The 25979-nt window shown below is 63.8% G+C and carries 23 protein-coding genes; 14 read left to right on the top strand and 9 right to left on the bottom strand.

The window, feature by feature from the left end; all coding sequences use genetic code 11:
- Positions 1 to 111: 111 nt before the first annotated feature.
- Positions 112 to 1047 carry a 2-hydroxyacid dehydrogenase gene (locus C6W91_RS08080; protein ID WP_368998664.1) on the top strand — a complete coding sequence of 312 codons (936 nt, stop codon included), beginning with the start codon at positions 112 to 114 and terminating at the stop codon, positions 1045 to 1047.
- A 19-nt stretch (positions 1048 to 1066) separates the two neighbouring features.
- On the opposite strand, the gene C6W91_RS08075 is transcribed toward C6W91_RS08080, so the two are convergent.
- Genes C6W91_RS08075 through C6W91_RS08065 form a run of 3 tightly spaced genes read right to left on the bottom strand, consistent with a single transcriptional unit; the run spans position 1067 to position 3627 of the window.
- Positions 1067 to 1567, bottom strand: coding sequence for a flavin reductase family protein (locus C6W91_RS08075; RefSeq protein ID WP_370570702.1), 501 nt, complete (start codon positions 1565 to 1567; stop codon positions 1067 to 1069).
- Positions 1568 to 1576: 9 nt separating this feature from the next.
- Positions 1577 to 2812, bottom strand: coding sequence for a styrene monooxygenase/indole monooxygenase family protein (locus C6W91_RS08070; protein WP_274834537.1), 1236 nt, complete (start codon positions 2810 to 2812; stop codon positions 1577 to 1579).
- Positions 2813 to 2850: 38 nt separating this feature from the next.
- Entirely contained in the window at positions 2851 to 3627 is a 777-nt protein-coding gene (locus tag C6W91_RS08065; protein ID WP_274827699.1) for an SDR family oxidoreductase, read from the bottom strand.
- A gap of 182 nt (positions 3628 to 3809) precedes the next feature.
- Between C6W91_RS08065 and C6W91_RS08060 the strand changes: the two genes are divergently transcribed.
- The 7 genes from C6W91_RS08060 (at position 3810) to C6W91_RS08030 (ending at position 11104) form a co-directional block, all read left to right on the top strand.
- Complete coding sequence (locus tag C6W91_RS08060; RefSeq protein ID WP_370570701.1) at positions 3810 to 4877, top strand: AraC family transcriptional regulator; 1068 nt, start codon at positions 3810 to 3812, stop codon at positions 4875 to 4877.
- Between the two features lie 220 nt (positions 4878 to 5097).
- Positions 5098 to 6159 carry a C4-dicarboxylate TRAP transporter substrate-binding protein gene (locus C6W91_RS08055; RefSeq protein WP_368947211.1) on the top strand — a complete coding sequence of 354 codons (1062 nt, stop codon included), beginning with the start codon at positions 5098 to 5100 and terminating at the stop codon, positions 6157 to 6159.
- A 121-nt stretch (positions 6160 to 6280) separates the two neighbouring features.
- Complete coding sequence (locus C6W91_RS08050; protein ID WP_274837619.1) at positions 6281 to 6793, top strand: TRAP transporter small permease; 513 nt, start codon at positions 6281 to 6283, stop codon at positions 6791 to 6793.
- Positions 6793 to 8133 carry a TRAP transporter large permease gene (locus tag C6W91_RS08045; protein WP_065272635.1) on the top strand — a complete coding sequence of 447 codons (1341 nt, stop codon included), beginning with the start codon at positions 6793 to 6795 and terminating at the stop codon, positions 8131 to 8133. The genes C6W91_RS08050 and C6W91_RS08045 overlap by 1 nt, the downstream gene beginning before the upstream one ends.
- A gap of 19 nt (positions 8134 to 8152) precedes the next feature.
- A complete protein-coding gene (locus C6W91_RS08040) occupies positions 8153 to 8977 on the top strand; it encodes an IclR family transcriptional regulator (RefSeq protein ID WP_274834541.1) in 825 nt (274 codons plus the stop codon).
- A 134-nt stretch (positions 8978 to 9111) separates the two neighbouring features.
- The gene (locus C6W91_RS08035; protein ID WP_274834542.1) at positions 9112 to 9558 is read left to right on the top strand and encodes a PaaI family thioesterase; all 447 of its coding nucleotides are present in this window, start codon (positions 9112 to 9114) and stop codon (positions 9556 to 9558) included.
- Between the two features lie 49 nt (positions 9559 to 9607).
- The gene (locus tag C6W91_RS08030; RefSeq protein WP_370570700.1) at positions 9608 to 11104 is read left to right on the top strand and encodes a class I adenylate-forming enzyme family protein; all 1497 of its coding nucleotides are present in this window, start codon (positions 9608 to 9610) and stop codon (positions 11102 to 11104) included.
- A gap of 28 nt (positions 11105 to 11132) precedes the next feature.
- On the opposite strand, the gene C6W91_RS08025 is transcribed toward C6W91_RS08030, so the two are convergent.
- The 3 genes from C6W91_RS08025 to C6W91_RS08015 are packed head-to-tail and all read right to left on the bottom strand — an operon-like array spanning position 11133 to position 15424.
- The gene (locus C6W91_RS08025) at positions 11133 to 12341 is read right to left on the bottom strand and encodes an efflux RND transporter periplasmic adaptor subunit (protein ID WP_370570699.1); all 1209 of its coding nucleotides are present in this window, start codon (positions 12339 to 12341) and stop codon (positions 11133 to 11135) included.
- A 7-nt stretch (positions 12342 to 12348) separates the two neighbouring features.
- Complete coding sequence (locus C6W91_RS08020) at positions 12349 to 14712, bottom strand: ABC transporter permease (RefSeq protein ID WP_370570698.1); 2364 nt, start codon at positions 14710 to 14712, stop codon at positions 12349 to 12351.
- 4 nt (positions 14713 to 14716) lie between these two features.
- Positions 14717 to 15424, bottom strand: a complete 708-nt coding sequence (locus C6W91_RS08015; RefSeq protein WP_370570697.1) for an ABC transporter ATP-binding protein — start codon at positions 15422 to 15424, stop codon at positions 14717 to 14719.
- 224 nt (positions 15425 to 15648) lie between these two features.
- Between C6W91_RS08015 and C6W91_RS08010 the strand changes: the two genes are divergently transcribed.
- From C6W91_RS08010 to C6W91_RS07985, 6 genes are all read left to right on the top strand, one after another.
- Entirely contained in the window at positions 15649 to 17256 is a 1608-nt protein-coding gene (locus C6W91_RS08010; protein WP_370570696.1) for an acyl-CoA synthetase, read from the top strand.
- A gap of 232 nt (positions 17257 to 17488) precedes the next feature.
- Complete coding sequence (locus tag C6W91_RS08005; RefSeq protein WP_274839444.1) at positions 17489 to 18514, top strand: BMP family protein; 1026 nt, start codon at positions 17489 to 17491, stop codon at positions 18512 to 18514.
- A 16-nt stretch (positions 18515 to 18530) separates the two neighbouring features.
- Positions 18531 to 20075 (top strand): ABC transporter ATP-binding protein, encoded by a 1545-nt coding sequence (locus tag C6W91_RS08000; protein WP_370570695.1) that lies wholly within the window; start codon positions 18531 to 18533, stop codon positions 20073 to 20075.
- Positions 20065 to 21114 (top strand): ABC transporter permease, encoded by a 1050-nt coding sequence (locus tag C6W91_RS07995; RefSeq protein ID WP_370570694.1) that lies wholly within the window; start codon positions 20065 to 20067, stop codon positions 21112 to 21114. Before C6W91_RS08000 ends, C6W91_RS07995 begins: the two co-directional genes overlap by 11 nt.
- 1 nt (position 21115) lies before the next feature.
- The gene (locus C6W91_RS07990; RefSeq protein ID WP_065272625.1) at positions 21116 to 22060 is read left to right on the top strand and encodes an ABC transporter permease; all 945 of its coding nucleotides are present in this window, start codon (positions 21116 to 21118) and stop codon (positions 22058 to 22060) included.
- Positions 22060 to 23337 carry an amidohydrolase family protein gene (locus C6W91_RS07985; protein ID WP_370570715.1) on the top strand — a complete coding sequence of 426 codons (1278 nt, stop codon included), beginning with the start codon at positions 22060 to 22062 and terminating at the stop codon, positions 23335 to 23337. The genes C6W91_RS07990 and C6W91_RS07985 overlap by 1 nt, the downstream gene beginning before the upstream one ends.
- A 211-nt stretch (positions 23338 to 23548) precedes the next feature.
- Here the strand turns inward: C6W91_RS07985 and C6W91_RS07980 are convergent, their stop codons facing one another.
- The 3 genes from C6W91_RS07980 to C6W91_RS07970 are packed head-to-tail and all read right to left on the bottom strand — an operon-like array spanning position 23549 to position 25978.
- A complete protein-coding gene (locus C6W91_RS07980) occupies positions 23549 to 24238 on the bottom strand; it encodes an ABC transporter ATP-binding protein (protein WP_370570693.1) in 690 nt (229 codons plus the stop codon).
- The gene (locus C6W91_RS07975; protein WP_370570692.1) at positions 24235 to 25002 is read right to left on the bottom strand and encodes an ABC transporter ATP-binding protein; all 768 of its coding nucleotides are present in this window, start codon (positions 25000 to 25002) and stop codon (positions 24235 to 24237) included. The genes C6W91_RS07980 and C6W91_RS07975 overlap by 4 nt, the downstream gene beginning before the upstream one ends.
- Positions 24995 to 25978 carry a branched-chain amino acid ABC transporter permease gene (locus tag C6W91_RS07970; protein ID WP_370570714.1) on the bottom strand — a complete coding sequence of 328 codons (984 nt, stop codon included), beginning with the start codon at positions 25976 to 25978 and terminating at the stop codon, positions 24995 to 24997. The genes C6W91_RS07975 and C6W91_RS07970 overlap by 8 nt, the downstream gene beginning before the upstream one ends.
- Position 25979 lies beyond the last annotated feature (1 nt).

Here is a 25979-nt window from a genome sequence, read left to right as displayed (position 1 = left end):
TGCGCCTTTCGCTTTGGCTGAAATCATGGCTTAGTCGCGCGAACGCTGTCCAGCACTGTGACGGAACGTAACAGGCTGACGGTACGGAAGTAACGGAAGGAAACAGAGCGAATGGCACTACTTATCAGCATCGGACATGGCGGCTGGTTCACCGAAGAAGAGCTGGCAGAAGAGCTGCGCGCGCTCAGCCCCGGCGCGGATATCCGCCCGGCCTCAAACCCTGGCAACCTGGATGAGATCACCATGCTGGCCGTTTCTTCGCTGAAAACCGACATCGCCGCACAGCTGCCCAATCTGCAACTGGTGCAGAAACTGGGCGCCGGGGTCGAAACCATCGTCAATCACCCCACCGTGGCGCCGCATGTGCGCGTGGCACGGCTGAAGCCGGAAGAACCCGCGCGCGAAATCGCGGAATACTGCCTCGCCTATATTTTGCGCGAACAGCGCAATCTCCTGCATCACGCGGCGGCGCAGGCCCGGGCTGAATGGGATTCGGTGGCCCCGAAACGCACCCATGTGACAACGGTCGGCGTTCTTGGCCTCGGCCATATCGGCGGGTTGACCGCACGGCTGATGGCGAGCCTTGGCTTTCAGGTTCACGGCTGGAGCCGCTCCCCCAAGGAGATTGAAGGCATCACCTGTCACCACGGCGCAGAGGCACTGCCGCAGATGCTGGGCCAATGCGATTATGTCTGCGCCATCCTGCCCTCGACCGCCGATACGCGCGGGCTGATGGATGCGGAACTGCTGGCGGCGATGAAGCCCGGCGCGGTGCTGATCAATGCCGGGCGCGGCGATCTGATCGACGAGGCCGCCCTGATCGCAGCGCTGGATCGCGGCACGCCCGGTCATGCGGTGCTGGATGTCCTGTGCACGGAACCCCTGCCCCAAGATGATCCGCTGTGGCGCCACCCGCGTGTGACCATCACCCCGCATGTGTCGGGCTGGCATCTGGGGGATGCACTGGGGGATGTGGTGGAGAACCTGCGCCGCCTTGGCACCGGTCAGGCGCTGCTGCACGAGGTGGACCGGGCGCGCGGTTACTGACGCGCCCGGAAACCGGTCTTCAGATCGGGGCGAGGCACTGGAACCCCGACCGTTCATACAGCAGCGGCTCGCCATCGCCGTGGGCGATATCGGTGATCTCACCGATGAATACCGTATGGCTGCCCGCCTCGGTCGCTTCGCGTACCTCGCAGGAAAAACACAATAGCGCAGAGGTAAGGCGTGGCAGGCCGCGGGAGTCCTCCTGCCAATCGCCCTCGGCGAATTTCTCTTCGCCGGTGACCCCGCCCTGCCCCGCGAATTGCAAGGCCAGCAGGCCATCGGGTTTGGCCAGCAAGTTGACATTGAACCGCCCGGTGTCCCGGATCGCGGCGCCAGTGCCGGTGGCGCGGTTGACGCAGACCAGAAGGCTGGGCGGCTCGGCCGAAACCGAACAAACGGCGGTGGCGGTGATGCCCCGACGTTCCCGGCCCGCATCTGGCCCCGACAGGGCGGTGATCACCGTCACCGCCCCCGGGAACCGCGCCATCGCCGAACGGAAGCTGGCTGGATCGACGCTCATGCCCATGCCTCAGGCCGCCTGCAATTGCGACAGATAGGCCTCTGCCGCCTGCGGATCGGCAAACCACGGGAAGAAGTCGCGCGGATCGTCGAACCCGTTGGTGATCCGGTTGGCCAGACGCGGCTCGGCGCAGGCGGTGCCCATGATATTGAGCACATGCGGCGGCGGCGGCAGCAGCATCATGTTGGTCCAGTTCACCACCCATTGCGCATAGTCCCAATAGGCGTTGAAGGTGCCCTGCATCCAGGCCTCGTCAAAGGGCAGATCATCCCGCGCGAGGATCCGGTCCATATAGACCTTGGCCGCCTTGGAGGCGTTGTTGGAGCCCTGCCCGGTGATCGGATCGTTGAGGCAGACCGCATCGCCGATGCCCAGCACCTTGGCGCCCGAGGGCAGCGTCGCCACCGGTTTGCGCACCGTCGGCGGGAAGCGGCCCGCGAGGATGCCGTTGTCGTCGGTCAGCTCGATATTGGTGCACCGCTCGGCCTCCCAGGGCAGGAAGGTCGACAGGATTTCCTTGGATTTCGCCAGATGCTGCTCGGGGGATTTCACGTCGCCCCAGCAATCCATCGGACCACCCGGCACGCCTTCAAACACCATGATCTCGCAAGGGCCGGTGGTGGTCAGCGCCGGGAAGACGAAATATTCGCCAACGCCCGGGATCAGGTTGAAACAGACCGCCGAATGATCGGGGCGCGGGGTCATGCCGGTGACATAGGTCAGCGCCAGCGCGCGCATCGGCTTGTCATAGGGGGATTTTTCCGCGTCGCGTTCGAACAGCCGACCCACGTCGCCCTTACCCGAGGCGACCAGCACTAGATCGTCTTCACGCGCATAAAGCTCCAGATCGCTGATGCCGGCTTCCTTGATGACCAGCTGGCCGCCGAGGCGTTCGAACTCCTCCAGCCAGACCGGGATCTTGACCCGCTGGTCCACCGAATAGGCAAAGCGGTCCAGCCGCCCGGTCCAATCGATTGCCTTGGCGCCTGCCTCTTCGGGGTGCGGCACGGCAAAGGAAATGCCTTCGACCGGGGGGCACTGGTCCTCGGTCCAGAAATCGATACCGAGATCGCGCTCGTTCTGTACCGATTCGCCAAACATGCACTGGCTGGACATGACGCGGCCGGTCTTGATGTCTTCGGCGGTGCGGTTCTGCACGATGCGGACCTTGTAGCCCTGTTTCAACAGGCCAAGCCCCAGTTGCAGTCCGGACTGGCCGCCACCGATGATGGTGATCTTTCTCATGGTTGTTACTCCCTGTCGGTTTGTTTTTATGCGCAGGCTCAGGCCATCAGCTGGGCGATGGCTTCTTCGTCGCGTTCCGGACCCATCGCGGTATAGCCGCCGTCGACGCGGATATCGGTGCCGGTGATGAAGCCCGCCTCGTCCGAGCAGAGGAACAGCACCGAATTGGCGACTTCCTCGGGGTTGCCGGTGCGCCCCAGCAGGTGGAACGGCTTGGCCACGCTGTCGGTCTTCTCCCGGTCGCCGCCGGTCAGCTCATCCATGATGTTCGACCAGGTCCAGCCGGGGCTGACCGCGTTGACGCGAATGCCATCGGGCGCCAGATCCATCGCCTGGTTGCGCGTCAGCTGCAGGATTGCCGCCTTGGACACCGGATAGAGCCAGCGACCCTTTTGCGCGACGCGCGCCGAGATCGAGCCGAAATTGACGATGGCGCCGCGGTTCTTAGCCAATTCTTCGCGCGCGGCCTGCATCAGCATGACCGAGCCGACGATGTTCACATCAAGGCTTTCCAGCCACTCCGCCCGGGTCGATTCCGCGCCATTGTCGAGGTAGGAACAGGCCACGTTGACCAGAAAGTCGATGCGCCCGAATTCTTTCTTGGTGGCCGCGACCAGCGCCGCGATGTCATCGTCCTCGCGCAGGTTGGTCTTGCAAAAGGCGATGCCATCCGCGACCAGCGCCTGACCTGCCTCTTCATTGATGTCGGCGATCATTACCTTTGTGCCCGCGGCGCGAAACGCCTGTGCGATGGCTGCGCCGATCTTGGTGGCGCCGCCTGGAATGATGGCAACCTTGCCGTCCAGTCCCTTCATCTGTCATATCCCTGTCGTGCTGTTGTGGTTCTTGTGCAGTTGTGAAAGACAGGTTTCCCGCCGCATCGGTCTCCGGCTATCCGATAGGCGCAGCCATTATCCAAAAAACGAAGAAATCTGCGTCGCCCTAGGTGGAATGGCGGAACCCGTGCTATGCAGGGGCAGGTTCAACAGGACGACAGATGCCAGGCCCGCAGGAGACATTCCGGGAACCGGCAGTACCGCTTGCGCGGTTTGCGCGTTTCCGCACCCACGATCTGGACGAGGCCCGGGAGGCCGTCGGCCGCATTTTCTGTCCGCATCAGCTCAATACCATCGGCAAGGCGCCATTCCAGGCGCGGCACCACCATGTGCCAGGGGAACGCGTGTCGCTGAACTACATCGAATATGGCGCCAAGACGCAGATCGCGCCGGGATGTCTGGACCAGTTCTATCTGGTGCAAATCCCGGTCAGCGGCAGCGCCGCCATCGTCAATGGCACCGATCGCTACACCAGCGATGCGGGGCGGGCGGCGGTGCTGAACCCACACCTGGAAACCACGATGATCTGGGAGGAAGGCTGCAAACAGCTGCTGTTGCAGATCAGCCGCCGGGCGCTGACCGCCCACGCCAATGCCAATCTCGGCCTCACCACCGATCAGCCCATCGCATTCGAAGGGGCGCTGGATCTGACCAGCCCCGCCGGGACCCGGCTGCTGCGCTTGGTGCATCTTCTGGTGGCAGATGCGGAACAGGCGCGGGATCCTGCCCTGCCCCCCAGCGCCCCATTCCCTGCCCCGTCCGCCGTTTCGGCAAATCCCAGCCCGCTGCTGACGCATTACATGGAAAACACGGTGATGACCGGCCTGCTGGAGGCGCACCGGCACAACTATTCCGGCCAGCTGCGGCGGGTGACCTCTTCGGTCATTCCCGGCCATGTGCGCCGGGCGCAGGCCTATATGCTGGCCAACCTCGACCGCCCGCTGGATATCGACGAGATCGCCGCCTATGCCGGTGTCAGCGCCCGCAATCTGCAACTGGGGTTCAAACGCTTCCTGTCGATGGCGCCCATGGCCTATCTGCGTGACATCCGTCTGCAGCGGGCACACGAGGATCTGCTGCAGGGGCGGCGCGAGGCCAGCGTCACCGAAGTGGCCGAACGCTGGGGCATGACCCATCTCGGGCGGTTCTCACAATACTACAAGACACGCTATGGGTGTACCCCACAGGAAACGCTGAAGAACGCCCGCGCCCGCGACTTTCTCGGCTGAATTTCCACCCCTTTCCCGTTTTCCATTGGATTTCTGCAGGTTTGAGGCTGAAGCCCTCCGCCTGCACCCTCAGTGCTGCGATGCAGCAACTGACCTTGCGTCAGCCGCCTGCGCCAATCGACACAAGAATCCTGTTGCCTTTCTCCCAATGATCAGCCAAGAATTTCCCTATATCGGAACTTAATTCTACATAGTGGAATATCTCTGGGAGGAGACCGTCATGAATACCCCGTTTAAATCACGCCTGAAATCCGCCCTGCTGCCCGCTGCGCTGATGGCCTTTGCCGGCGTTGCTTCGGCGCAGACCACCCTGATCCACGGCGAGGCCGGCCCGAATCGCGGCGCCCGTGCCGCCGCGCTGCAATGGTTCGCCGATACCGTCGGCGAGACCTCGGGCGGCGATCTGAAGGTGGACGTGCAATGGGGCGGCGCCCTGTTCAAGGCCAATGCCGCCGTGCAATCCATCGGTGACGGCGTTGCTGACCTCGGCACCGTGATCGCAGTCTACTACCCGCAGGAAATGCAGTCCTATGGCATCGCGGATCTGCCGCTCGACAACCCCGACGCCTGGGTCGGCATGCGCGCAACGGATGAGCTGATGCGCTCTTCCCCGGTGATTGCCGAGGATCTGGCCAAGAAGAACCTCGTTTACATCGGCACCTTCACCACCTCCGCCGTGCACATCGGCTGCACCGGCGATGCGATCCGTTCGGTCGAAGACATCAAGGACCGCAAGATCCGCGGCACCGGCGCCTACGGCAAAGTCTTTGGCGAGCTGGGCGGCAACATGGTCAACATGAGCATCTACAAGGCCTACCAAGGTCTGGACACCGGCCTGCTGGAATGCTCGCAGGGTTATTCCTACGCTGTCACCGCCCTGAAACAGCAGGAAGTCATGGACAACTACACCCTGCTGAACTGGGGTCAGGTCGGCGGTCTTGGTATCCTGATGAACAAGGACGTCTTTGACAGCCTTTCCGAAGACCAGCAGCAGGTCCTGCTGGATGCCGGTCGCGGCATGGCGGATGAATTCGGTCGTCTGATCACCACCGCGAACGATGCTGCCATCGATACCATGAAGGAAAAGGGTATCGAGGTCTTCACCCTGCCCGAGGAAGAGCGTGCCAAGCTGGTCGCCGCCGGTACCAAGCACATCGACGCCTGGGTTGAGCAGATGAACGCATCCGGCATGGACGGTGCGGCCCTCCTGGAGGAATACCGCGGCCTGATCGCCAAATACACCGAAGAGCGTGACAGCAAGGGTTATCCCTGGACCCGCTAAACCGTAGGTCCCGCCTCCTCATGACTGGTGGCAACACCACACCGGGACCAACGACTGCGGGGGCGGGCCTCTTGCCGCCCCCGCTTTTTCTCCTGCAATGCCTGACCCACACGAGGCTCTGATGCTGAAAGCACTGGAAACTTTCCTGCTGAACCTTGCGGTGGCAGCCGTCATCGCCCTGGGGCTGATGATCACCGCCAGCGTATTTTCGCGGGCCATCTTCAACGTGGCCCTGCCCGACACGATCGTCATCGTGCGCGAACTGATGGTCGCCGCCATCGTGCTGCCGCTGGCCGCTGCCACCCTGGCGCGCAGCCACGTAGCGGTCGAATTCCTCGCCAACCGCCTGCCGCCCCGAGCACAGGCCTGGCTGGCGGTCTTCGGCTCAATCGTAGGTCTGTTTGCCCTGATGCCGCTGATCTATGCCGGCGGGCGCGAATTTGCCCATAACTTTACCTCGGGCGGGTTTTTCTACGGCGATCTGGAACTGCCGAAATGGCCCGGCCGCCTGATTTTCCTGATCGGGATTTCCCTGTGCTGGCTGCGCCTTCTGGTGCTGGTGGTGCAGGACATCCGCGCCATCCGCGCGGGCGATTACAGCTTTGCCGACACACATGCCGAGGGACTGGACTGATGGACGCCTCTACGATTGGGCTGATTGCCTTTGCCGCCGTTCTGATCCTGCTGGCACTGCGGGTGCCGATCAGCTTCACCCTTGCCGCTGTGGCGGCCGTCGGCACCTTCTGCATATTCGCCTTCCGCACCGGCACCTTCATGCCGGAACGCGCCATCCGGGCGACCACCTCGATGGTGTTTTCCAACTCCTTCGACCTTATTCACTCCTATGATCTGTCGATGATACCGTTGTTCATCGCGCTGGGGCATATCGCCTATAAGGCCGATATTACCACGCGGATCTACCATGCGGCGCGGGTCTGGCTGTCGGCGGTGCCCGGCGGCGTTGCCATGGCCTCGGTCATGGGCTGCGGCGGCTTTTCCGCCATCACCGGATCCTCGATTGCCTGCGCTTCGACCATGGGCCGGATCTGCACGCCGGAAATGCTGCGCATGGGCTATGACAACCGCCTGGCCACCGCATCGGTCGCAGCGGGCGGCACCCTGGGATCCCTGATCCCGCCCAGCGTTCTGTTCATCATCTACGGCATCTTCACCGAAACCTCGATCAACCGGCTGTTCGTCGCTGGCATCCTGCCCGGTCTTCTGACCCTCGCCGGGTTCGTTTTGGTGATCTTTATCTGGGTGAAACGCGACCCGGCAGCCGCCCCGGTGGACACGGCCGAAATTTCCTACGCCGACCGGTTCCGCGCCGCGGCGCTGGCCTGGCCAGCCTTCGTGCTGTTCATCGTCATCATCGGCGGCATCTACGGCGGCATCTTCACCGCGACCGAGGCAGCAGCTGTCTGTCTCAGCCTTGCGGTGTTGATTGGTGTGCTGCAGCGCAAGCTGACCCTGACCTCGATCTGGGAGGCCTTCCGCGAAACCTGCCTGCAGACCGCGTCGATCTTCTTCATCGCGGCAGGGGCCAAGATCTTTGTCGCCTTCGTGGCGCTGACTGGCGTCGCCCCCGCGATTGTCGATGTGGTGACCCAGGCCGAGCTGTCGGTGTTCTGGCTGCTGCTGTCGATTGCGCTGATCTACCTTTTGCTGGGCATGTTCCTCGATCCCATCGGGATCATGGTTCTGACCCTGCCGCTGGTGGTGCCGCTGGTGGAAACCTACGGGATGGACCTGATCTGGTTCGGCGTCGTGATCATCAAGCTGTTGGAAATCGGCCTGATCACCCCGCCGGTGGGTCTCAACGTCTTTGTCATCGCCAATGTGGTGGGCAAGGACGCGCCGATCGACCGGATCTTTGCCGGAATCGCACGGTTTCTGTCCGTCGACGTCATTGTCCTGATCCTTCTGATGGCCTTTCCCGCGATTTCGTTGCTTCTACCGAACTCGATGATGTAATCCGGTCTGAAGCAAAAACATGACGGGATTGACACATATGGCCAAGGAAGCTCCGACGGATCGCCGGTTTGCAACCACCCTGGCGCGCGGGATGAGTGTTCTGCGCGCCTTCAGGCCCAGCGATGACGGGCTCAGCAATCAGGAACTGTCCGAGCGCACCGGTCTGCCGAAATCCACCGTGTCGCGGCTGACCTTCACCCTGCAGGCGCTTGGCTACCTGTCGCACGGGCACCGGCACGACCGCTACCGCCCCGGCCCGGCGCTGCTGGCCCTTGGCAATGTGGCGGCGGCCTCGGTGTCCTTCGTCGATACCGCCACCGACATCATGCAGCCGCTGGCGGATGAAACCGGCACCCTGGTTCTGATCGGGGTGCGGGACGATCAGAAGATTCTACTGACCAAGACCTGGCGCCCGCATCAGGCGTCATCGATCTGGCTGGAGGTCGGTCACCGTATCCCGCTGACGCACTCCTCCTCGGGGCAGGCGCAGCTTGCGGCCCAGTCGGATCGGGAATTCGCCAGCTACGTCGACACCTATGGCGAGATGGTCGAGGATTCCGACGTCACCGTAGCCAGCCTGCGCGAGGATGCCTATTCGCAGCTGGTCGCCCGGGGTTTCGTGATTGCCGGGCACGGGCTGCGCTATGCCAGCACCGTCAACGCGGTTTCCGTTCCCTTCCGCAGCCATGAATTCGACGAGCCCGTAGTCTTCACCTGCGGCGCCACCCCCGAGATGTTGACGGTCGAGCGGATGGAGACCGAAGTGGGACCGAAACTGCAGGCCGCCGTGCGTACGCTAGAGCGAATGACAGGCAAAAGTCCGGCGCTTGTTCAGCGCGGATAGTTCCGCATATTGGAACTGAATTTTGTTTATTGAAATGACTGACGGCCCTGTTAAGGTGCCGCAAAACTGGCTGTGCCCGCCCGTATGATGCTCGCATCCGGCGCCACACAGCAGCGCAGACCAAGGAGCCTTTGATGTCCACTGACGACCTGATCATCCACGCCGAAACCGGCCCGCAGCGCCTGATCGGCTATGTTCTGGACGTCAGCAACAGTGCAGGCGATGGCGGCGCGCGCTGCTGGCTGGACCTGAAGGATATCCATCTGAACCGCCACGGGGTTCTGCACGGCGGCATCGCCACCACGCTGCTGGACAGCGCCAGCGGCGCCACCGGCTCGATGAGCGTCGATCCCACCGGGCGGGCGCCATTTCTAACCATCTCCCTGACCACCCAGTTCATCGCCCCCGCCTATGCCGGACGGGTTACCGCAACCGGGCAGATCACCGGCGGCGGGCGCAGCACCCTGTTCATCGCCGGGCGGCTGGAGGCAGAAGACGGCACCCTGATCGCCACCTCGAACGGGGTATTTCGCCGGGTTCCCACCGACCGGCTGAACAGCGGCTCTGCTGCCAAAGACTGACCCGCGTGCACCACTCCTGAACACTCACCACTGATCCCGGACCCAGCTCATGACCGACTATACCCGCATCCACGAAACCGTTGAGCATTGGGCCGTGACCTCTCCCGAGGCGCTGGCTCTCATTGATTTCGACGGGCGCCCGCTGAGCTATGCTGAACTGCAGCAGGCCAGCAAGGACGCCGAGGCGGATCTGCGCACCGAAGGCGTGGCGCCAGGGGACCGGGTTTTGATCGTGTCGGAAAACGCGGCGGCGACTGTGGCTTTCCTGTTTGCCTGCAGCCGGATCGGCGCCTGGGCGGTGCCGGTCAATGCACGGATGAGCGCGGATGAAATCACCCGCGTCACCTCCCATGCCACCCCGCGCGTGATCGTCCTGACCACCGCCTCGTCAAAGGACGCCGCCGCCCATGCGCTCCGGCTGGAGGCGCAAAGCCGGTATGGACTTTATGGTCAGGTGGCCATTGCCGTGGCTGGTCCCAGCGCGCCGGAACCGGTTCAGGACGGGCCGGAGCAGATCGCGGTCATGCTCTATACCACCGGCACCACCGGCGATCCCAAGGGCGTGATGCTGAGCCATGCGAACCTGCTGTTTGCGGGACAAGCCTCGGCCAATCTGCGCGGGATCAAGCCCGGCGACCAGGTCTATGGCGGCCTGCCGGTCACCCATGTCTTTGGTCTGGCTTCGATGATCGTCGCCTCGGCTCGCGCCGGGGCCGCGGTGCGGTTGCAGGCCCGCTTCACCCCCGCCGCTCTTTATGAGGCGCTGCAGGATGGCGTCACCGTGCTGCCCGCCGTGCCTCAGATGCACGCCCTGCTGATGCAATACGCCCGCGAACAGGGCGTCAGCAAACTGGAAGACAGCAAGCTGCGCTATGTCTCCTCCGGGGCGGCGCCGCTGGATCCAGCCTGGAAGCGCAACGCCGAGGCCTTTTACGGTCTGGCGCTGCAGAACGGCTATGGCATGACCGAATGCACCGCCGGCTTGTCGGCCACCACCAATCTGATCGGCGATCCCGACACCAGCGTCGGCACCGCCCTGCCCGGTACCGAGGCCCGCATCAAGGACGGCGCCGAAACCGGCGAGATCGAGGCCCGTGGCCCACATGTCATGGTCGGCTATTACCGCAACCCCGAGGCCACCCGCGCCACCATCGACGCGGATGGCTGGCTCAGCACAGGTGACATCGGCCGGTTCGATGAACAGGGCCGGTTGCATATCGTCGGGCGCAGCAAGGAAATCATCATCCGCTCAGGCTTCAACGTCTACCCGCAAGAGGTCGAGGCAGCCCTGAACGATCACCCCGCCGTGGTACAAAGCGCAGTGGTGGGCCGCGCGGCGGATGGCAATGAAGAGGTACTGGCCTTTGTGCAGGTGGCCGATCTTGCTGCCACCGATGAGGCCACGCTGAAGGCGCATGTGGCCGAGCGGCTGTCGGGCTACAAACGCCCCTCGCGGGTGGTACTGACCCTGCAGCTGCCTGCTGCCCCGACGGGCAAGATCCTGAAGCACAAGTTGATCGAAACCTTCGCAGCGGATTTGGACTGAGCCGCCACTGCGGTCAGCCCAGCATGGTTCAACTCTGATCCGGGCGCGGCGCGATTGCGCTGCCGTCCGAGATCAGGTCCGAAGGGTGCAGGATGACCTGATCACCGGGGGAGAGCCCTTCCAACACCTCGGCGCTGCGGTCGTTGCGGCGGCCCAGCCTCACAGCTTTGCGCCGGGCGATGCCCGCCTCATTGACAAAGACTGCCCAGCCTGCGCCCTGACGGAACACCGCGCTCAGCGGCACCGACAGGACATCCATGCCTTCCCATTCGACGATCCGCAGGAAGACGGCATAGCCATCGCCCATGCCCGCGTAGTCTTCGGGCGCAGAGGTCAGGTCAAGGATCACATCGACCCGCTGTTCCTCGATCCCGAGGGCAGAGACCTTGGTATAGGCTGCCGGTTCGATGCGCCGCACCCGCGCTTCCAGCAGCGCATCGCGGCCCCAGCGTTCCACGATGGCCCGGTCGCCTTCCTTCAGCCGCACCGCATCGGTGGACAGAAGATCGGCAACGATCTCCAGATCCTCGGGGTCCCCGATGGAAATCAGCCGGGTTCCGGCCAGCACGGTCTGTTCGCTCAGCACATCGACGGTCAGCACCTGCCCCGACATCGGCGCGGTCACGGTTAGGCAGCAGGTCTGCCCCGCCTCGGCGGCGCCGGGTTCGATCAGCGCAGCGCGGGCGCGGTCCAGCGTGCCCTTGGCCATTTCCAGCGCCGACACTGCCGCCGTCATCGCCGCCCGGTCGATATGCAGCTTCTGTTCGAGCTCCTCCAGCCGGGTGCGGGAGACCACGCCGCGCTGCACCAGCGTATCGGCGCGGCGGAATTCGCTTTCCGACAGAGTCAACGTTTCCGAGGCCTGGCGCATCTTGCTGCGCGCCACCGCCAGTCCTGCTTCGGCCTCGCGCACGGCGGCCTCGGCTTCGGCCTGGCTGCGCGCATCGAGCAGATTTGCGGCGGCGGGCGTCAGCACGGCCACCACGGTTTCCCCGGCCACCACGCTATCCCCTACCCGCACCGGCGCGCGCTGCGCGGTGCCGGTGATCGGCGCCGCGACATCGTAGATTTCGCGGATGCGGGTCTTGCCATCGGCATTGACCGTCACCTGCAAAGGCTCGGTGCCGATCTGGTGCAGATCCACCGCCACCGGATCGGTCCGCATGGCAACAAAGGCCAAGGTTCCGGCAACCAGCGCCGCCCCTGCGGCCATGACAACGGTTCGCGTTCTCAGCATCGTCTTTCTACTCCCGCGTTTTCATGACCTGGACCAGATCCAGTCGGTCCAGGCGCCGCCGCACCAACAGCACCGACACCAGTGCCGCCCCCAGCACCACAAGGCTGGCCGTGGCGAAGCCCGCCGGTTTCAGGACCAGTGGAATCGAATAGAGGTCACTGGACGACCCATGTGCCAGCAGCGCCGCAATCCCCGCGCCCAGAAGCCATCCGACCGGCTGCGCCAACAGCGCCAGCAGCATGGTCTCCCCCACCAGAATGAAAGAAACCTCGGCCCGGGTGAAGCCCAGGATGCGCAGGCTGGCCAATTCGCGGGCGCGTTCGGACATCTGGATGCGGGCACCGTTATAGGCCACCCCGACCGTGATCAGCACTGCGATCACGCCGTAGACCGTGGTCATCACGATGACATTCTCGCGGATGGTTTCGCGGAACGATTGGCGGATCTCGCTCATCATGCTAAGCCCGCTGAGCGAGGGCGTTTCCTTCAGCAGGGCGTGCAGCTCTGGCACCGCGTTCTGATCCAGCCGCAGATGCGCCACCGTGATGCGCGGCGCCTGCCGCAGCAGCGCGCTCAACGTGTCGAGGTCCATATAGGCACCGATGCCGAAATACTGTGTCACCGTACCCGAGACCCGCACCATGTGCGTTTCGTTGCGCCCGCCCTTGAACTCGACCTCGATCACATCGCCCGCGCGCGCCTCCAGCTGCCGGGCCAACCGTTCGGACAGCAGGATGCCACCTGCAGGCGGCTCCACCACCCGGCCGTCGCCATCCAGAATGCGGGCCAGGTCGGCGCCGGGGCGGCGGGCCTCGATCGAGATATCCTTGCTGAGATGACCATGGCGCAGCACCGCCGCCTGATAGAACTGCCCCTCGGCCTGCAACACGCCGGGCAGGTTTGCCACTTCGGGCAGGGCCGTTTCCGGGATTTCAGGCGTAAAGATCAGCGCCGCATCCTGCCGGTTCGCCTGATAAAACGAGGTCTCCATGATCTCGTCCAGCGCGTCCTGGAAAAAGCCCGAGGCCACCAGCACCGACACCGCCAGCGACAGCCCTAGAATGCTGAGCCCCGAGCGCACCGGCCAGCGCACCAGACTGCGCAGGATCATCATCACCGCCTGCGAGGGACGCAGCCGGGTCAGCATCCGGTCCAGAAGATTGCGTTTGAACCGGGGCGGCGCGGGCGGCGACATCGCCACCGCAGGCGCCATACGGGCCACATGCAGCGCGCTTTGCGCCGCGCCAAGACCCGCAGTCAGCAGCGCCAGCACCCCGGACAGCGCATAGGCATCAAGCCGCGTGTGGAAGATCAGATAGGGAAATTCGAAGAACTGCGCGTAGATCTGCGCCAGCGACCGCGACAGCCAGGTGCCCGCAGCCCAGCCAATGAGCACCCCAAGGCAGGCGATCAGCCCGGCCAGCAGCAGATAATGCAGGCAGACCTCATAGTTGGAATAGCCCAGCGCCTTCAGAAGGCCGATCTCACTGCGCTCCAGCAGCACGATCCGCCCCACCACCATATTCACCAGAAAGGCGGTGATCCCAAAGAAGATCGGCGGCAGGATCAGCGCGGTATTGCGCAGCTCGCTCAGTTCGGCATCGATGAACTGATCCGACAGTTGCAGATCGCGGCCATGCGCGCCAAGCCCGCCATAGGGCGCCAGAATATCGTCGATCCGGTCGATCACCTCATCCTGCCGGGCGGCGGGGTTGAGCTTGACCGACAGGCTGTTGAAGGCGCCCTTCATATCAAACGCCGCTTCGGCCACCCGTTCCGGCAGCCAGATAATGCCAAAGGTTTCGTTGTCCGGCAGCAGCGCACCCGGCCCCAGAGTATAGATGAATTCCGGCGACAGCACCGTGCCAGTCACCCGCAGGTCGCGCCGCTGGCCGTTCAGGTTGGCGCTGAACCGGTCGCCGGGACGCAGCCCGTTGGCGCGGGCAAAGGGATCATTGATCGCCACCTCGTCCGAGGCATCCGCATCCGGCAGGCGCCCGCTCCGCAGGAGTGGCACGTTGAGCGACGGCCCGCCATTTCCGGGCAGCGACAGTACCAGCCCCGTCACTGTCTCGACCTTCTCCGGCAGATCGAGGATGGCGTAGTGTTCGACCCGCGCCTCGGCAGCGCGCACACCGTCGATGGCCTGCACCCGCCCCATCTCGTGATCCGGCACCCGCGTTGCGCGGGCAAAGACATCGGCAAAGCGGTTTCGCTCGTAATAGGCGGCGCGGGTGTCATCCAGAGCCCGCTCCATGCCAAAGGCCATCAACAGGATCGAAACCCCGCAGGCCAGCACCAGTGCAATGGCCAGCGCCTGCGCCCAAAGACGGCGGAAACTGCGCAAGAGTTTGAGATCCAGCGCCTGCATCGCCCTACCACTCGATCTCGGCAGGGGCGAGCCGGGTGGCGTTTTCCTCCACCAGACGGATCTTGCCATCCTGGAACCAGATCACCCGATGCGCCATCTGCCGGATCGCGGCATTGTGGGTGATCACCACGGTCGTGGTACCGGTGCTCTCGTTGATGCGGCGCAGCGCCTCCAGCACCTGCACCCCGGTCTTGCTGTCGAGCGCCCCAGTGGGTTCATCGCACAACAGGATCTCCGGGCGTTTGGCGATGGCGCGGGCAATTGCGACGCGCTGCTGCTCGCCGCCGGACATTTCCGCCGGGAAGTGATCCATGCGGCTGCCCAAACCGACCTCTTTCAGCGCCTCTTCGGGCGGCATCGGGTCGCGCGCCACGTCCGTCACCAGCTGCACGTTTTCCCAGGCGGTCAGACTGGGCACCAGATTGTAGAATTGAAAGACAAAACCGACGTGATCGCGCCGGAACCGGGTCAGCCCCCGGTCGCCCATGCCCGTCAGTTCCTGATCGCGGAACCAGACGCGGCCGTCGGTGGCGTGATCCAGCCCGCCAAGAATGTTCAGCAGCGTGGATTTGCCACTGCCCGACGGCCCCAGCAGCACCACCAGCTCACCAGAGTATAGTTCAAGATCGACCCCCGCCAGCGCATGCACCTTTTGCTGGCCGGTATCATAGACCTTGGTCAGGTCCTTGGTTCTGAAGACGACGTCGGGCATGTTCACCTCTTGGCCCCCATCGATAGGGGCACGGCGCGCCCTGAACTTTGACATGGCTCAACCCCGAATACAAAGCCCCGGCAGATACCCCCCCTACCGTTGCAGCCACAACGCCCGCACCTGCCCCGCAAAAGGCACGCAACGTGACGGAGGGTTCTGCCCGTCCAAAGGCTTGACGCCCCGGCGACATCGGGCAGGATCTCGCCAGAACCAGGGAGGACAGAATGACGACACAGACCGAAGCGGAGCTTACCGCCACCATCGCCCGTGCCCGCAGCCAGCAGCTGGGCGATCTCTTGCGCCGCAGCGCCGCCCGCACGCCGCAAAAGACCGCGCTGGTGTTCCGCGGGCAGCGCGACAGCTTTGCCGAACTCGATGCAGCGGTGAACCGCGCTGCCAACGGTCTGGCCGCGCGCGGCATCACCAAGGGCGACAGGGTGGCGCTCCTGTCCCACAACAACCGCGCCTTCGTGGTGTTCCGACTGGCTCTGGCACGGCTGGGGGCGGTGACGACGCCCGTCAACTTCATGCTGAACGCCGAAGACGTGGCCTATATCCTGGATCACTCCGGCGCCCGGGCCATCATCGCCGAGGACGCGCTCTGTGCCACTGCCGATGCGGCGCTCGCCCAGCTGAAACAGCCGATGCTGTTCCGCCTGTCGATTGCCCATGCCGCCGACGCGGTTCCCGCAGGCTGGGAAGCCGCCGAAACCGTGCTAGGGCATGCCGACGACAGCGCGCCGTATGTGGAGATCGCGGGCGATGATCCGATCCAGATGATGTATACCAGCGGCACGGAATCCCGGCCCAAGGGCGCGCTGCTTTCCTCGGACGCGCTTTATGCGCAATACGGCAGCTGCATCAGCGATGGAGAGATGGCTGCCGACGACATCGAGCTGCACTGCCTGCCGCTGTTCCACTGCGCCCAGTTGGACTGCTTCCTGACACCCGACATGTATCTGGGTGCCACCAGCATCCTGATGGAGGCCGCCGATCCGGGCAAGATGCTGGAAGCCATCGCCGCCGAGGGCGTCACCAAACTGTTCTGTCCCCCAACCGTCTGGATCGCGCTGCTGCGCCACCCGGATTTCGACAAGACCGACCTCAGCTCCCTGCGCAAGGGCTATTACGGTGCCTCGATCATGCCCACGGCAATCATCGAGGAGCTGACCAGCCGCCTGCCGAACCTGCGCCTGTTCAATTTCTACGGCCAGACGGAAATGGCCCCTGTCGCCACCATCCTGCTGCCGCATGAACAGCTAAGCAAGCTCGGCTCGGCCGGTCGGCCCGCGCTGAACGTCGAAACCCGCGTGGTCGATGACGATGGCAACGACCTGCCCGTTGGCGAAGTCGGCGAAATCGTGCACCGCAGCCCGCATCTGATCCTTGGTTACTACAAGGATCCCGCCAAAACCGCCGAAGCCTTTCAGGGCGGCTGGTTCCATTCCGGCGATCTGGGCCGTTTTGACGAGGAAGGCTACCTTTATGTGGTCGACCGCAAGAAGGACATGATCAAAACGGGGGGCGAAAACGTCGCCAGCCGCGAGGTGGAGGAATGCATCTTTCACCACCCCGCCGTGGCCGAGGTCGCGGTCTTTGGTATTCCGCACCCCAAATGGATCGAGGCGGTAACCGCCGTGGTGGTGGCCAAACCGGGCGAAGACACCAGCATAGAGGCGCTGATGGACTATTGCCGTGAAAACCTGGCCCATTTCAAAAGCCCCAAGCATATCGCCCTGGTCGAGGCGCTGCCCAAGAACGCCAGCGGCAAGATCCTGAAGCGCGACCTGCGCATCGCATACGCGGGCGTCTTTGAAGAAGAGAGTGCCTGACCAGTAGATCCAGGCCCCCAGACCCCGCCCGAACCACGGGCGGGGCGCCCCCATCCGCATCCTCCATCTGACGTTTTGAGTGGCGAAAATTCTTGCCTTTGCCCACAAATTAGGCGAAGGCTCAGAAGGATACATGTCCAACATATGACCGCTTGCCTGATCGGCGCGGTGTTTCTACCGATTGGACAATTGTCCCGTGTTTCAGGGGCTTATTCAACAGGGGGATTGTTCCATGACAAATGAATTCAAGGGCGCCGTATCGCGCCGCCAGTTCCTGGCCACCAGCGCTGCCGCTGCTCTGACTGCAGGCGCCTTTGCCGCGCCGGGCCGCCTGATGGCCTCTGAGCCGTTGAAAGTTGCCGGCATCTATACCGTGCCGGTCGAACAGCAATGGGTCAGCCGTATCCATGTGGCCGCCCTGACCGCGCAGGACCGCGGCGACATCAGCTATACCTATTCCGAGAACACCTCGAACTCGGACTATTCCCGCGTGATGCGCGAATATGCCGAACAGGGCTACCAGCTGATCATCGGTGAAATCTTCGGTGTCGAAGCCGAAGCGCGCGAAGTTGCCGCCGAATACCCCGATGTGGCCTTCCTGATGGGCTCCTCCTTCAAAGAAGACCCGGCAATCCCGAACTTGTCCGTTTTTGACAACTACATTCAGGATGCATCCTATCTTTCTGGCATTATCGCAGGTGCAATGTCGAAATCCGGCAATATTGGCATGGTCGGCGGCTTCCCGATCCCGGAAGTAAACCGCCTGATGCACGCCTTCATGGCCGGTGCGCGGGAGATGAACCCCGAGATGAAGTTCCAGGTCTCCTTCATCGGTTCCTGGTTCGATCCGCCGAAGGCCAAGGAAACCGCCTTTGCCATGGTCGAGAACGGCGCCGACATCCTTTACGCCGAACGCTTTGGCGTGTCGGATGCGGCCAAGGAAAAGGGCCTTCTGGCCATCGGCAACGTCATCGACACCCAGTCGGATTACCCCGAAACCGTGGTGGCCTCGGCGATCTGGCATTTCGAACCGACGCTGGATGCGGCCATCGCAGCGGTCAAGGACGGCAGCTTTACCGCCGCTGACTACGGCATGTATTCCTTCATGAAGGAAGGCGGCTGTTCGCTGGCGCCCTATGGCACCTTCGAAGGCAAGATCCCGCAAGAGGCGCTGGATCTGGTTGCCTCCCGCACCGCCGCGATCAAGGACGGTTCCTTCACCGTTGCGATCAACGACGAAGAACCCAAATCCTCCTGATACGGGCCTTTCGGCTATGACAGAAACAGACAAGGCGCAGGTTGTCCTGCGCCTTCAGAACATTACGAAACGGTTCGGTCCCGTCACCGCCAACGAAGACGTCAGCTTTGCCCTGCACCGGGGTGAGGTGATCGCGCTTTTGGGGGAAAACGGCGCGGGCAAGACCACGCTGATGAACATCCTGTTCGGCCAGTACACCGCCGATGAAGGATCAGTAGAGCTGTTCGGCCAGCCCTTGCCTGCGGGCAATCCGCGCGCGGCGCTGGACGGTGGTGTCGGCATGGTGCACCAGCATTTCACCCTGGCGGGGAACCTGACGGTCTGGGAAAACATCGTGCTGGGCGTTGATGCCCTTAGCGCTGCCAGCCTGAGGCCCGCCGCAGCCAAGGCGCGCATCCGCGACCTGTCGGAACGCTTCCACCTGAAGGTCGATCCCGACGCCAAGGTCGGCCGTCTGACCGTCGGCGAACGCCAGCGGGTCGAGATCCTGAAGGCGCTTTACCGCGATGCAAAGATCCTAATCCTGGACGAACCCACCGCGGTTCTGACCCCGCAAGAGGCCGACGCGCTGTTCGCCACCCTGCGCGAGGCGATTGCCTCGGGGCTGTCTGTGATCTTCATTTCCCATAAATTGCACGAAGTCATGGCGATTTCCGACCGCGTGCTGGTGCTGCGCCATGGCCGCCTAGTGGCCGAGCGCGCCACCGCAGACACCAATGGCGAGGAACTCGCCGCGCTGATGGTCGGCGCTGAGGTCAGCGCGCCAAGCATTGCCCCCGCTACCCCCGGCACACCGCTGCTGTCGTTGCGCGATGTCACCACGCCAGGCGCCGGATCGGCGCCGGGGCTGGCACGGGTGGCGCTGGACCTGCGCGCAGGCCAGATCACCGGGCTTGCCGGGGTGTCCGGCAATGGGCAGGCGGCGCTGTCGGATCTGATTTCCGGCCTCATCGCCCCATCCAGCGGCACAATCACCCTGCACGGGCAGGCACCGCAGGGCTGGTCGCCCCGCGCCGCCATCGCAAACGGTGTCGCCCGCATTCCCGAGGACCGGCACAAGACCGGCACCATCGCCGATTTCGACCTGACCGAGAACGCGATCCTCGAAACCTACGCCACACGGTTCAGCCAGCGCGGCTGGATGAACTGGAAAAAGGCCCGCGCCTTTGCCGAGAGCCTGATCAAGGGCTATGACATCCGCTGCCCGGGGCCGGATATCCGCATCCGCCTATTGTCGGGCGGCAATATGCAGAAACTGATCCTCGGCCGGGTGCTCGAAGGCGCACCGGATATCATCCTCGCCAACCAACCCGTGCGCGGGCTGGACATCGGCGCGGTGAACTACGTGCATGAACAACTGGCCAAGGCCCGCGATCGGGGCGCCGCCGTTCTGCTGATCTCTGAGGACCTCGATGAAATCATGCGCCTGTCGGATGTGATCCACGTGATCTCCGAAGGGCGGCTCAGCCCGGAATTTGCCCGTGGCACCATGCGCCCTGAGGATCTGGGCCGCTGGATGGCGGGCGAAGGCTTTGACAAGGACATGACCGATGCGGCTTGAACCGATTGCAGCGCCCTCCCTTGGGCGGCGCGTGCTACCGCCAGCGCTGGCCATCGCCGCGACCTTTGTGGTGGCGGCCCTGCTGGCGATGATCGCGGGCGGCAACCCCTTTGCCGTCTTTGGCCTGATCCTAAAAGGCGCGTTTGGATCGAAATTCGCCATTCTGGAGACGCTGAACAGCGCTACGCCGCTGATCTTTACCGGGCTGGCCATCGCCGTCGCCTTCCGCGCCAAGCTATGGAACATTGGCGCCGAGGCGCAGCTCTATGCCGGGGCGGTGATCACCGTGGTTCTGGGCACCGGTGCCCTGTCGCTGCCTGCGCCGCTGATGCTGGCGCTCTGCGCCATCTCTGCGATGCTGGCCGGGGCGCTGATCCTCTTGGGTCCTGCCCTCTTGAAAACCCGGCTGGGCGTCGATGAGGTGGTGACGACGCTGCTCCTCAACTTCATTTTCCTGTTGTTTGTCAGCTACCTGCTCGAAGGACCGTTGAAGGATCCCATGGGCATGGGCTGGCCCAAATCCGCGCGACTGCTGCCAGAGGCTCGCCTGCCCCGCATCGTCGAGGGGCTGCGCCTGCACTGGGGCTTTGCGCTGGCGCTGATCGCGGCCCTTGGCGTCTGGGTGATCAACACCCGCACCACCCTGGGCTATGAAATGCGCGCCGTCGGCCAGAACGCCGAGGCCGCCGGTTTCGCCGGTATCCCGGTCACCAAGGTGATCCTCAAAACCGCACTGCTGTCCGGTGGCCTTGCGGGTCTTGCGGGCTTTTCCGAGGTCTCCGGCCTCAAGGGATCGCTGACGCTCGATCTGTCGCCCGGCTTTGGCTACACCGGCATCGTGGTCGCCATGCTGGCGCTGCTGCACCCGCTGGGCGTGGTTGTCGCGGCGCTGTTCGTGGCCGCCATCTTTGTCGGCGCCGACAGCATGAGCCGCGCCGCAGGCGTGCCCAGTTACCTTGCCGATATCATGCTCGCCTCGGCCCTGTTGTTCATGGTGCTGGCGATCCTTCTCACCAAATTCCGCCTGCGGAGGGACTGACATGGATCTCATCGACATCCTGCTGTCGGCCAGTTTCTGGGCTGCAGCCATCCGCATCGCATCGCCGCTGATCTTTGCCACCATCGGAGAGCTGATCTGCGAACGCGCGGGCGTTCTGAACCTCGGCATCGAGGGCATCATGGTCGCGGGCGCATTTGCGGGCTGGATCGCGGTTTGGGGCGGCCTGCCGCTTTGGGGCGGGGTCGCGGTGGCCATGCTGACCGGCATGATGCTGGGGCTGGTGCATTCGGTGTTTTCCGTGCCCTTTGGCCTGTCGCAGCACGTGGTCGGGGTCGGGCTAACGCTGTTGGCGACCTCGCTGACCTTCTATACCTACCGGGTGATCCTGCCCGAGGTGTCTTCGCCGCCGAAAATCACCGCCTTTCAGCCCTATGAGATCCCGCTTCTGTCAGATCTGCCCCTCGTAGGCCCTGCGCTGTTCTCGCAAACGCCGCTAACCTATGCCGCCTTTGTGCTGGCGGGGCTAACGGCGCTGGTGCTTTACCGGACGCCCTTGGGCCTTGCGGTGCGGGCGGCCGGGGAAAACCCGCAAGCCGTGGCGGCGCAGGGCCTGTCGGTCACCGCGATCCGCATGGGCGCGGTGGTGGTCGGCTCGGGCTTCATGGCCATTGGCGGCGCCTTCCTGACGCTGTCGGCTTTTGACAGCTTCTTCTTCGACATGGTGAACGGGCGCGGCTGGATTTGTATCGCGCTGGTCGTCTTTGGCGCCTGGAAACCGGGCAAGGCGGTGCTGGGCGCGGTGCTGTTTGCCGCCTTTGATGCCTTGCAGATCCGACTGCAACAAACCGGCATCGGCGCGGTGGTGCCCTATCAGGTCTTCCTGATGATGCCCTACATCCTGTCCATTCTGGCGCTGGTGGTGATGTCCCGCCGCGCCGAGATCCCGGCGGCGCTGATGGTGCCCTTCAACAAGGGGGAAAGATGATGTTCGACCTGATCGTCAAGGGCGGCACCCTGCCCGATGGAACAACCGCCGATATCGGCATTACGGGCGGCAAGATCACCGCCATCGAAGCCCGTCTGGAGGCGGAAGCGGGTGAGGTCATCGACGCAAGCGGCGATCTGGTAGCGCCGCCTTTCGTCGATCCGCATTTCCACATGGATGCAACGCTGTCTTATGGCAAACCCCGGCTCAACGCCTCGGGCACGCTGCTGGAAGGGATCTCCCTTTGGGGGGAACTGCGCGACATTGCCACCGTGGATGAGATGGTCGAGCGCGCCCTCACCTATTGCGACTGGGCGGCCTCGATGGGGACGCTGGCGATCCGATCCCATGTGGATACAACGCCAGATCACCTCAACACCGTTACCGCCATGCTGGAGGTGAAGGAGAAGGTCAAAGATTACATCGACCTGCAACTGGTCGCCTTCCCGCAGGATGGTCTTTACCGCACCAAGACGGGGCGCGAGAACGTCATCCGCGCGCTGGATATGGGCGTCGATGTGGTGGGCGGCATCCCTCACTTTGAGCGCACCATGGCGGACGGCGCCGAGTCGATGCGCGACCTCTGCGAGATCGCCGCCGAGCGGGGTCTGATGGTCGACATCCACTGCGATGAGACCGACGATCCCATGTCCCGCCATATCGAGGCGCTGGCCTATGAGACCCAGCGGCTCGGCCTAGAGGGGCGCGTTGCGGGCAGTCACCTGACCTCGATGCATTCGATGGACAACTACTACGTCAGCAAACTGCTGCCCCTGATCGCCGAGGCCGGGATTTCCGCGATCCCGAACCCCTTGATCAACATCATGCTGCAGGGGCGGCACGATACCTTCCCCAAACGCCGGGGTCTCACCCGTGTGAAGGAAATGCAGGCGATGGGCATCCCCGTCGGCTGGGGTCAGGACTGCGTGCTGGATCCCTGGTATTCATTGGGCACCGGAGACATGCTGGACGTCGCCTTCATGGGTCTGCACGTGGCGCAGATGAGCCACCCGGACGAAATGGCCCGCTGTTTCACCATGGTGACCGAGGTCAACGCCCAGATCATCGGGCTGCAGGACTATGGCCTGAGGGTGGGCAACGACGCCTCCCTCGTGGTTCTGGATGCCAGCACCCCCACCGAAGCCGTCCGCCTGCGCCCCGCCCGGCTGGCGGTGGTCGCCAAGGGCAAAGTGATTGCCCGCAGCGCCCGTGGGGACGCGCGCCTTATGCTGCCGGGACGGCCCGAGACTGTGCGGCGGCGGCATGAGGCGGGGTAATCGAGATACATAACGCTGGCTCGCGCATCCCAAGCACTACAAAGCTCAGTACCAACAACACGGTTTTCTAACAGCCACAAGTCAATAGAGCATGCGCCGCCCGGCAAGGCCGACCAGCGCCCGTCCGCCCCGTCAAACCGAAGGTTTGCCTACGGTAAAGGGGCGGGCGCTTCTCTTACGCCCGCGGACGTGCTCTGCCCTCAGTAGTTTCCTAAACCCCCAGATACTGGTCCGTCAGGTCCGGGGTCAGCTCCTCCATTCTCCCGGTCCACACACTTTGGCCCCGGTTCAGGATCACCGCGTGATCGGCGATCTGGGCGAGTTCCTTCAGCGTCTTGTCCACCACCAGGATCGACAGACCCGCCTCACGCTTCAGCTGGGCAATCGCCGCCCAGATCTCCTGCCGCACCACCGGGGCCAGCCCCTCGGTCGCCTCATCCAGGATCAAAAGGCGCGGGTTGGTCATCAGGGCGCGGCCAATGGCCAGCATCTGCTGCTCGCCGCCCGACAGGGAACTTGCGGTCTGGTCGCGCCGCTCCTTGAGCCGTGGAAACAGCCCGGCGACGCGCTCAAAATCCCAGGGGCCCGGGCGGGCGGCGGCGGTCAGGTTTTCCTCCACCGTCAGCGGGCCGAAACAGCGGCGCCCCTCGGGCACCAGACCAATCCCCAGCCGCGCGATCTTGTGCGAGGGCAGCTGCCGCAGGTCGTGCCCGTCAAAGCGAACCTCGCCCGCAGAGGGATGCACCATGCCGCAGATCGATTTGATGGTGGTGGTCTTGCCCATGCCGTTGCGGCCCATCAGGGCGACGACCTCGCCTTCGGCCAGATCCAGCGAGACGCCGAACAGCGCCTGCGAGGGGCCGTAGGAGGCCTCGACTTTGTTCAGGGACAACAGGCTCATGCGGCGTCCTCCTCTCCGAGGTAAGCGCGGCGCACCTCCGGATTTGCGCGGATTTCATCAGCGGTGCCGGTGGCGATCACCGCGCCATAGACCAGCACGCTGATCCGGTCAGCAAGGGCAAAGACCGCATCCATATCGTGCTCCACGAGCAGGATCGGCGCCTCGTGACGCAACTCATCCAGAAACCCGGTGAGGGTCTTGGAGCCGCTGGCGCCAAGACCGGCCATGGGTTCGTCCATCAGGAACAGTTTGGGATTGAGCGTCAGTGCCACCGCGACCTCCAGCTGACGGCGCTGGCCATGCGACAGATCGGCAGTGCGCCGCTGCGCCTCATCCTGCAGACCGACGCGTTCCAATGCGCGGCGGGCAGGTTCCAACAAGGTCTTGTCCTTCATCACATTGCGGAAGAAGGAAAACACCCGGCCCTGCGCGCCAAGGGCGCCCAGCACCACGTTCTGCAGCACGGTGAACTCCATCGCGAGCGAGGAGATCTGGAACGTCCGCCCCAGCCCCAGCCGCGCCCGCGCCACGGTATCAAGATCGGTGACATCGCGGCCCAGAACCTCGATCCGGCCGGTGTCGGGGCGCAAACTGCCCGAGATCTGCTTGATCAGGGTGGATTTGCCCGCGCCATTGGGGCCGATCAGGGCGTGGATTTCACCGGGGCGCAGGTCGATGCTGACATTGTCGCTGGCCTTGAGCGCGCCAAAGCTTTTGCTGATGCCTTCGACCTTCAGCACCGGGTTTGTGCGCGGATCAGTCATGGGCCACCTCCCGTCCTGTCAGGGCACCGATCAGGCCGCCGCGGGCAAACAGCACCATAAGGAGCAGCAATAGCCCGAGGAAGATCTGCCAGTATTCACTGATCCCGCCCAGGAGATGCTCCAGCAGGATATAAACGGCAGCGCCCACAACAGGGCCGAACAACCGCCCCACCCCGCCGATGATGACAAAGACCATGATTTCACCGCTGGTGTGCCAGCTCAGCATGGTTGGGCTAACAAAACGGTTGAGATCAGCATAAAGCGCGCCGGCAAGACCGGTGATCGCGCCCGAGATGACAAAGGCCACCAGCCGCAGATGAAAGGGCGTCAGCCCCACGGTCATCACCCGTTCCTCGGTCTGGCGGGCAGCCGCCAGCGCCAGGCCAAAGGGCGAACGCCCCAGCCGGGCAGAGAAGACCAGCACCAGGCAGAGGATGACATAGGCGATCATGAAGAACTGGATCGGGTCCAGCGTGTTGAGGCCGGGAAATTCGTTGCGCACCCAGATCGACAACCCGTCCTCACCACCATAGGCGGACCAGGAGATCGCGAAATAGTATAGCATCTGACCAAAGGCCAGCGTGATCATGATGAAATAAACGCCCGAGGTGCGCAGCGACAGCGCCCCGATCACCAGCGCCACCAGCGCGCTGGCCAGGGTCGCGACCAGCCAGATTATCGGCATCTGATTGGTGCCTTCGATCAGAAACGGCACCTGCATCAGCGGCTCATAGTTCAGGGCATGGGCGGCCAGAATGCCCATGGCATAGCCGCCGATCCCAAAGAACGCCGCATGGCCAAGGCTCACCAGCCCGCCGATGCCCAGCGCGATATTGAGGCCGACACCGGCCAGCGCCAGGATCGCGACCTTGGTGGCGAGGGTAATGATAAAGGGCTCGTCCATGGCATTGGCCCAGAGCGGCACCGCCAGCAGTGCCAGCGCCAGCGCCCAGTTGAACAGGTTTTCGCGGGTCATG

The sequence above is a fragment of the Phaeobacter sp. SYSU ZJ3003 genome (assembly GCF_041300735.1).
GTDB classification, from domain to species: domain Bacteria; phylum Pseudomonadota; class Alphaproteobacteria; order Rhodobacterales; family Rhodobacteraceae; genus Phycobacter; species Phycobacter gallaeciensis_A.
Note: the sequence above shows the minus strand (reverse complement) of the source record. Positions and strands in the feature narration are given on the sequence as shown.

What these genes read in the sequence shown, in the direction of transcription:
- C6W91_RS08080 (WP_368998664.1), top strand. Translation starts at nt 112, where the DNA reads ATGGCACTACTTATCAGCATCGGACATGGCGGCTGGTTCACCGAAGAA.
- C6W91_RS08075 (WP_370570702.1), bottom strand. Translation starts at nt 1,567, where the DNA reads ATGAGCGTCGATCCAGCCAGCTTCCGTTCGGCGATGGCGCGGTTCCCG.
- C6W91_RS08070 (WP_274834537.1), bottom strand. Translation starts at nt 2,812, where the DNA reads ATGAGAAAGATCACCATCATCGGTGGCGGCCAGTCCGGACTGCAACTG.
- C6W91_RS08065 (WP_274827699.1), bottom strand. Translation starts at nt 3,627, where the DNA reads ATGAAGGGACTGGACGGCAAGGTTGCCATCATTCCAGGCGGCGCCACC.
- C6W91_RS08060 (WP_370570701.1), top strand. Translation starts at nt 3,810, where the DNA reads ATGCCAGGCCCGCAGGAGACATTCCGGGAACCGGCAGTACCGCTTGCG.
- C6W91_RS08055 (WP_368947211.1), top strand. Translation starts at nt 5,098, where the DNA reads ATGAATACCCCGTTTAAATCACGCCTGAAATCCGCCCTGCTGCCCGCT.
- C6W91_RS08050 (WP_274837619.1), top strand. Translation starts at nt 6,281, where the DNA reads ATGCTGAAAGCACTGGAAACTTTCCTGCTGAACCTTGCGGTGGCAGCC.
- C6W91_RS08045 (WP_065272635.1), top strand. Translation starts at nt 6,793, where the DNA reads ATGGACGCCTCTACGATTGGGCTGATTGCCTTTGCCGCCGTTCTGATC.
- C6W91_RS08040 (WP_274834541.1), top strand. Translation starts at nt 8,153, where the DNA reads ATGACGGGATTGACACATATGGCCAAGGAAGCTCCGACGGATCGCCGG.
- C6W91_RS08035 (WP_274834542.1), top strand. Translation starts at nt 9,112, where the DNA reads ATGTCCACTGACGACCTGATCATCCACGCCGAAACCGGCCCGCAGCGC.
- C6W91_RS08030 (WP_370570700.1), top strand. Translation starts at nt 9,608, where the DNA reads ATGACCGACTATACCCGCATCCACGAAACCGTTGAGCATTGGGCCGTG.
- C6W91_RS08025 (WP_370570699.1), bottom strand. Translation starts at nt 12,341, where the DNA reads ATGCTGAGAACGCGAACCGTTGTCATGGCCGCAGGGGCGGCGCTGGTT.
- C6W91_RS08020 (WP_370570698.1), bottom strand. Translation starts at nt 14,712, where the DNA reads ATGCAGGCGCTGGATCTCAAACTCTTGCGCAGTTTCCGCCGTCTTTGG.
- C6W91_RS08015 (WP_370570697.1), bottom strand. Translation starts at nt 15,424, where the DNA reads ATGCCCGACGTCGTCTTCAGAACCAAGGACCTGACCAAGGTCTATGAT.
- C6W91_RS08010 (WP_370570696.1), top strand. Translation starts at nt 15,649, where the DNA reads ATGACGACACAGACCGAAGCGGAGCTTACCGCCACCATCGCCCGTGCC.
- C6W91_RS08005 (WP_274839444.1), top strand. Translation starts at nt 17,489, where the DNA reads ATGACAAATGAATTCAAGGGCGCCGTATCGCGCCGCCAGTTCCTGGCC.
- C6W91_RS08000 (WP_370570695.1), top strand. Translation starts at nt 18,531, where the DNA reads ATGACAGAAACAGACAAGGCGCAGGTTGTCCTGCGCCTTCAGAACATT.
- C6W91_RS07995 (WP_370570694.1), top strand. Translation starts at nt 20,065, where the DNA reads ATGCGGCTTGAACCGATTGCAGCGCCCTCCCTTGGGCGGCGCGTGCTA.
- C6W91_RS07990 (WP_065272625.1), top strand. Translation starts at nt 21,116, where the DNA reads ATGGATCTCATCGACATCCTGCTGTCGGCCAGTTTCTGGGCTGCAGCC.
- C6W91_RS07985 (WP_370570715.1), top strand. Translation starts at nt 22,060, where the DNA reads ATGTTCGACCTGATCGTCAAGGGCGGCACCCTGCCCGATGGAACAACC.
- C6W91_RS07980 (WP_370570693.1), bottom strand. Translation starts at nt 24,238, where the DNA reads ATGAGCCTGTTGTCCCTGAACAAAGTCGAGGCCTCCTACGGCCCCTCG.
- C6W91_RS07975 (WP_370570692.1), bottom strand. Translation starts at nt 25,002, where the DNA reads ATGACTGATCCGCGCACAAACCCGGTGCTGAAGGTCGAAGGCATCAGC.
- C6W91_RS07970 (WP_370570714.1), bottom strand. Translation starts at nt 25,978, where the DNA reads ATGACCCGCGAAAACCTGTTCAACTGGGCGCTGGCGCTGGCACTGCTG.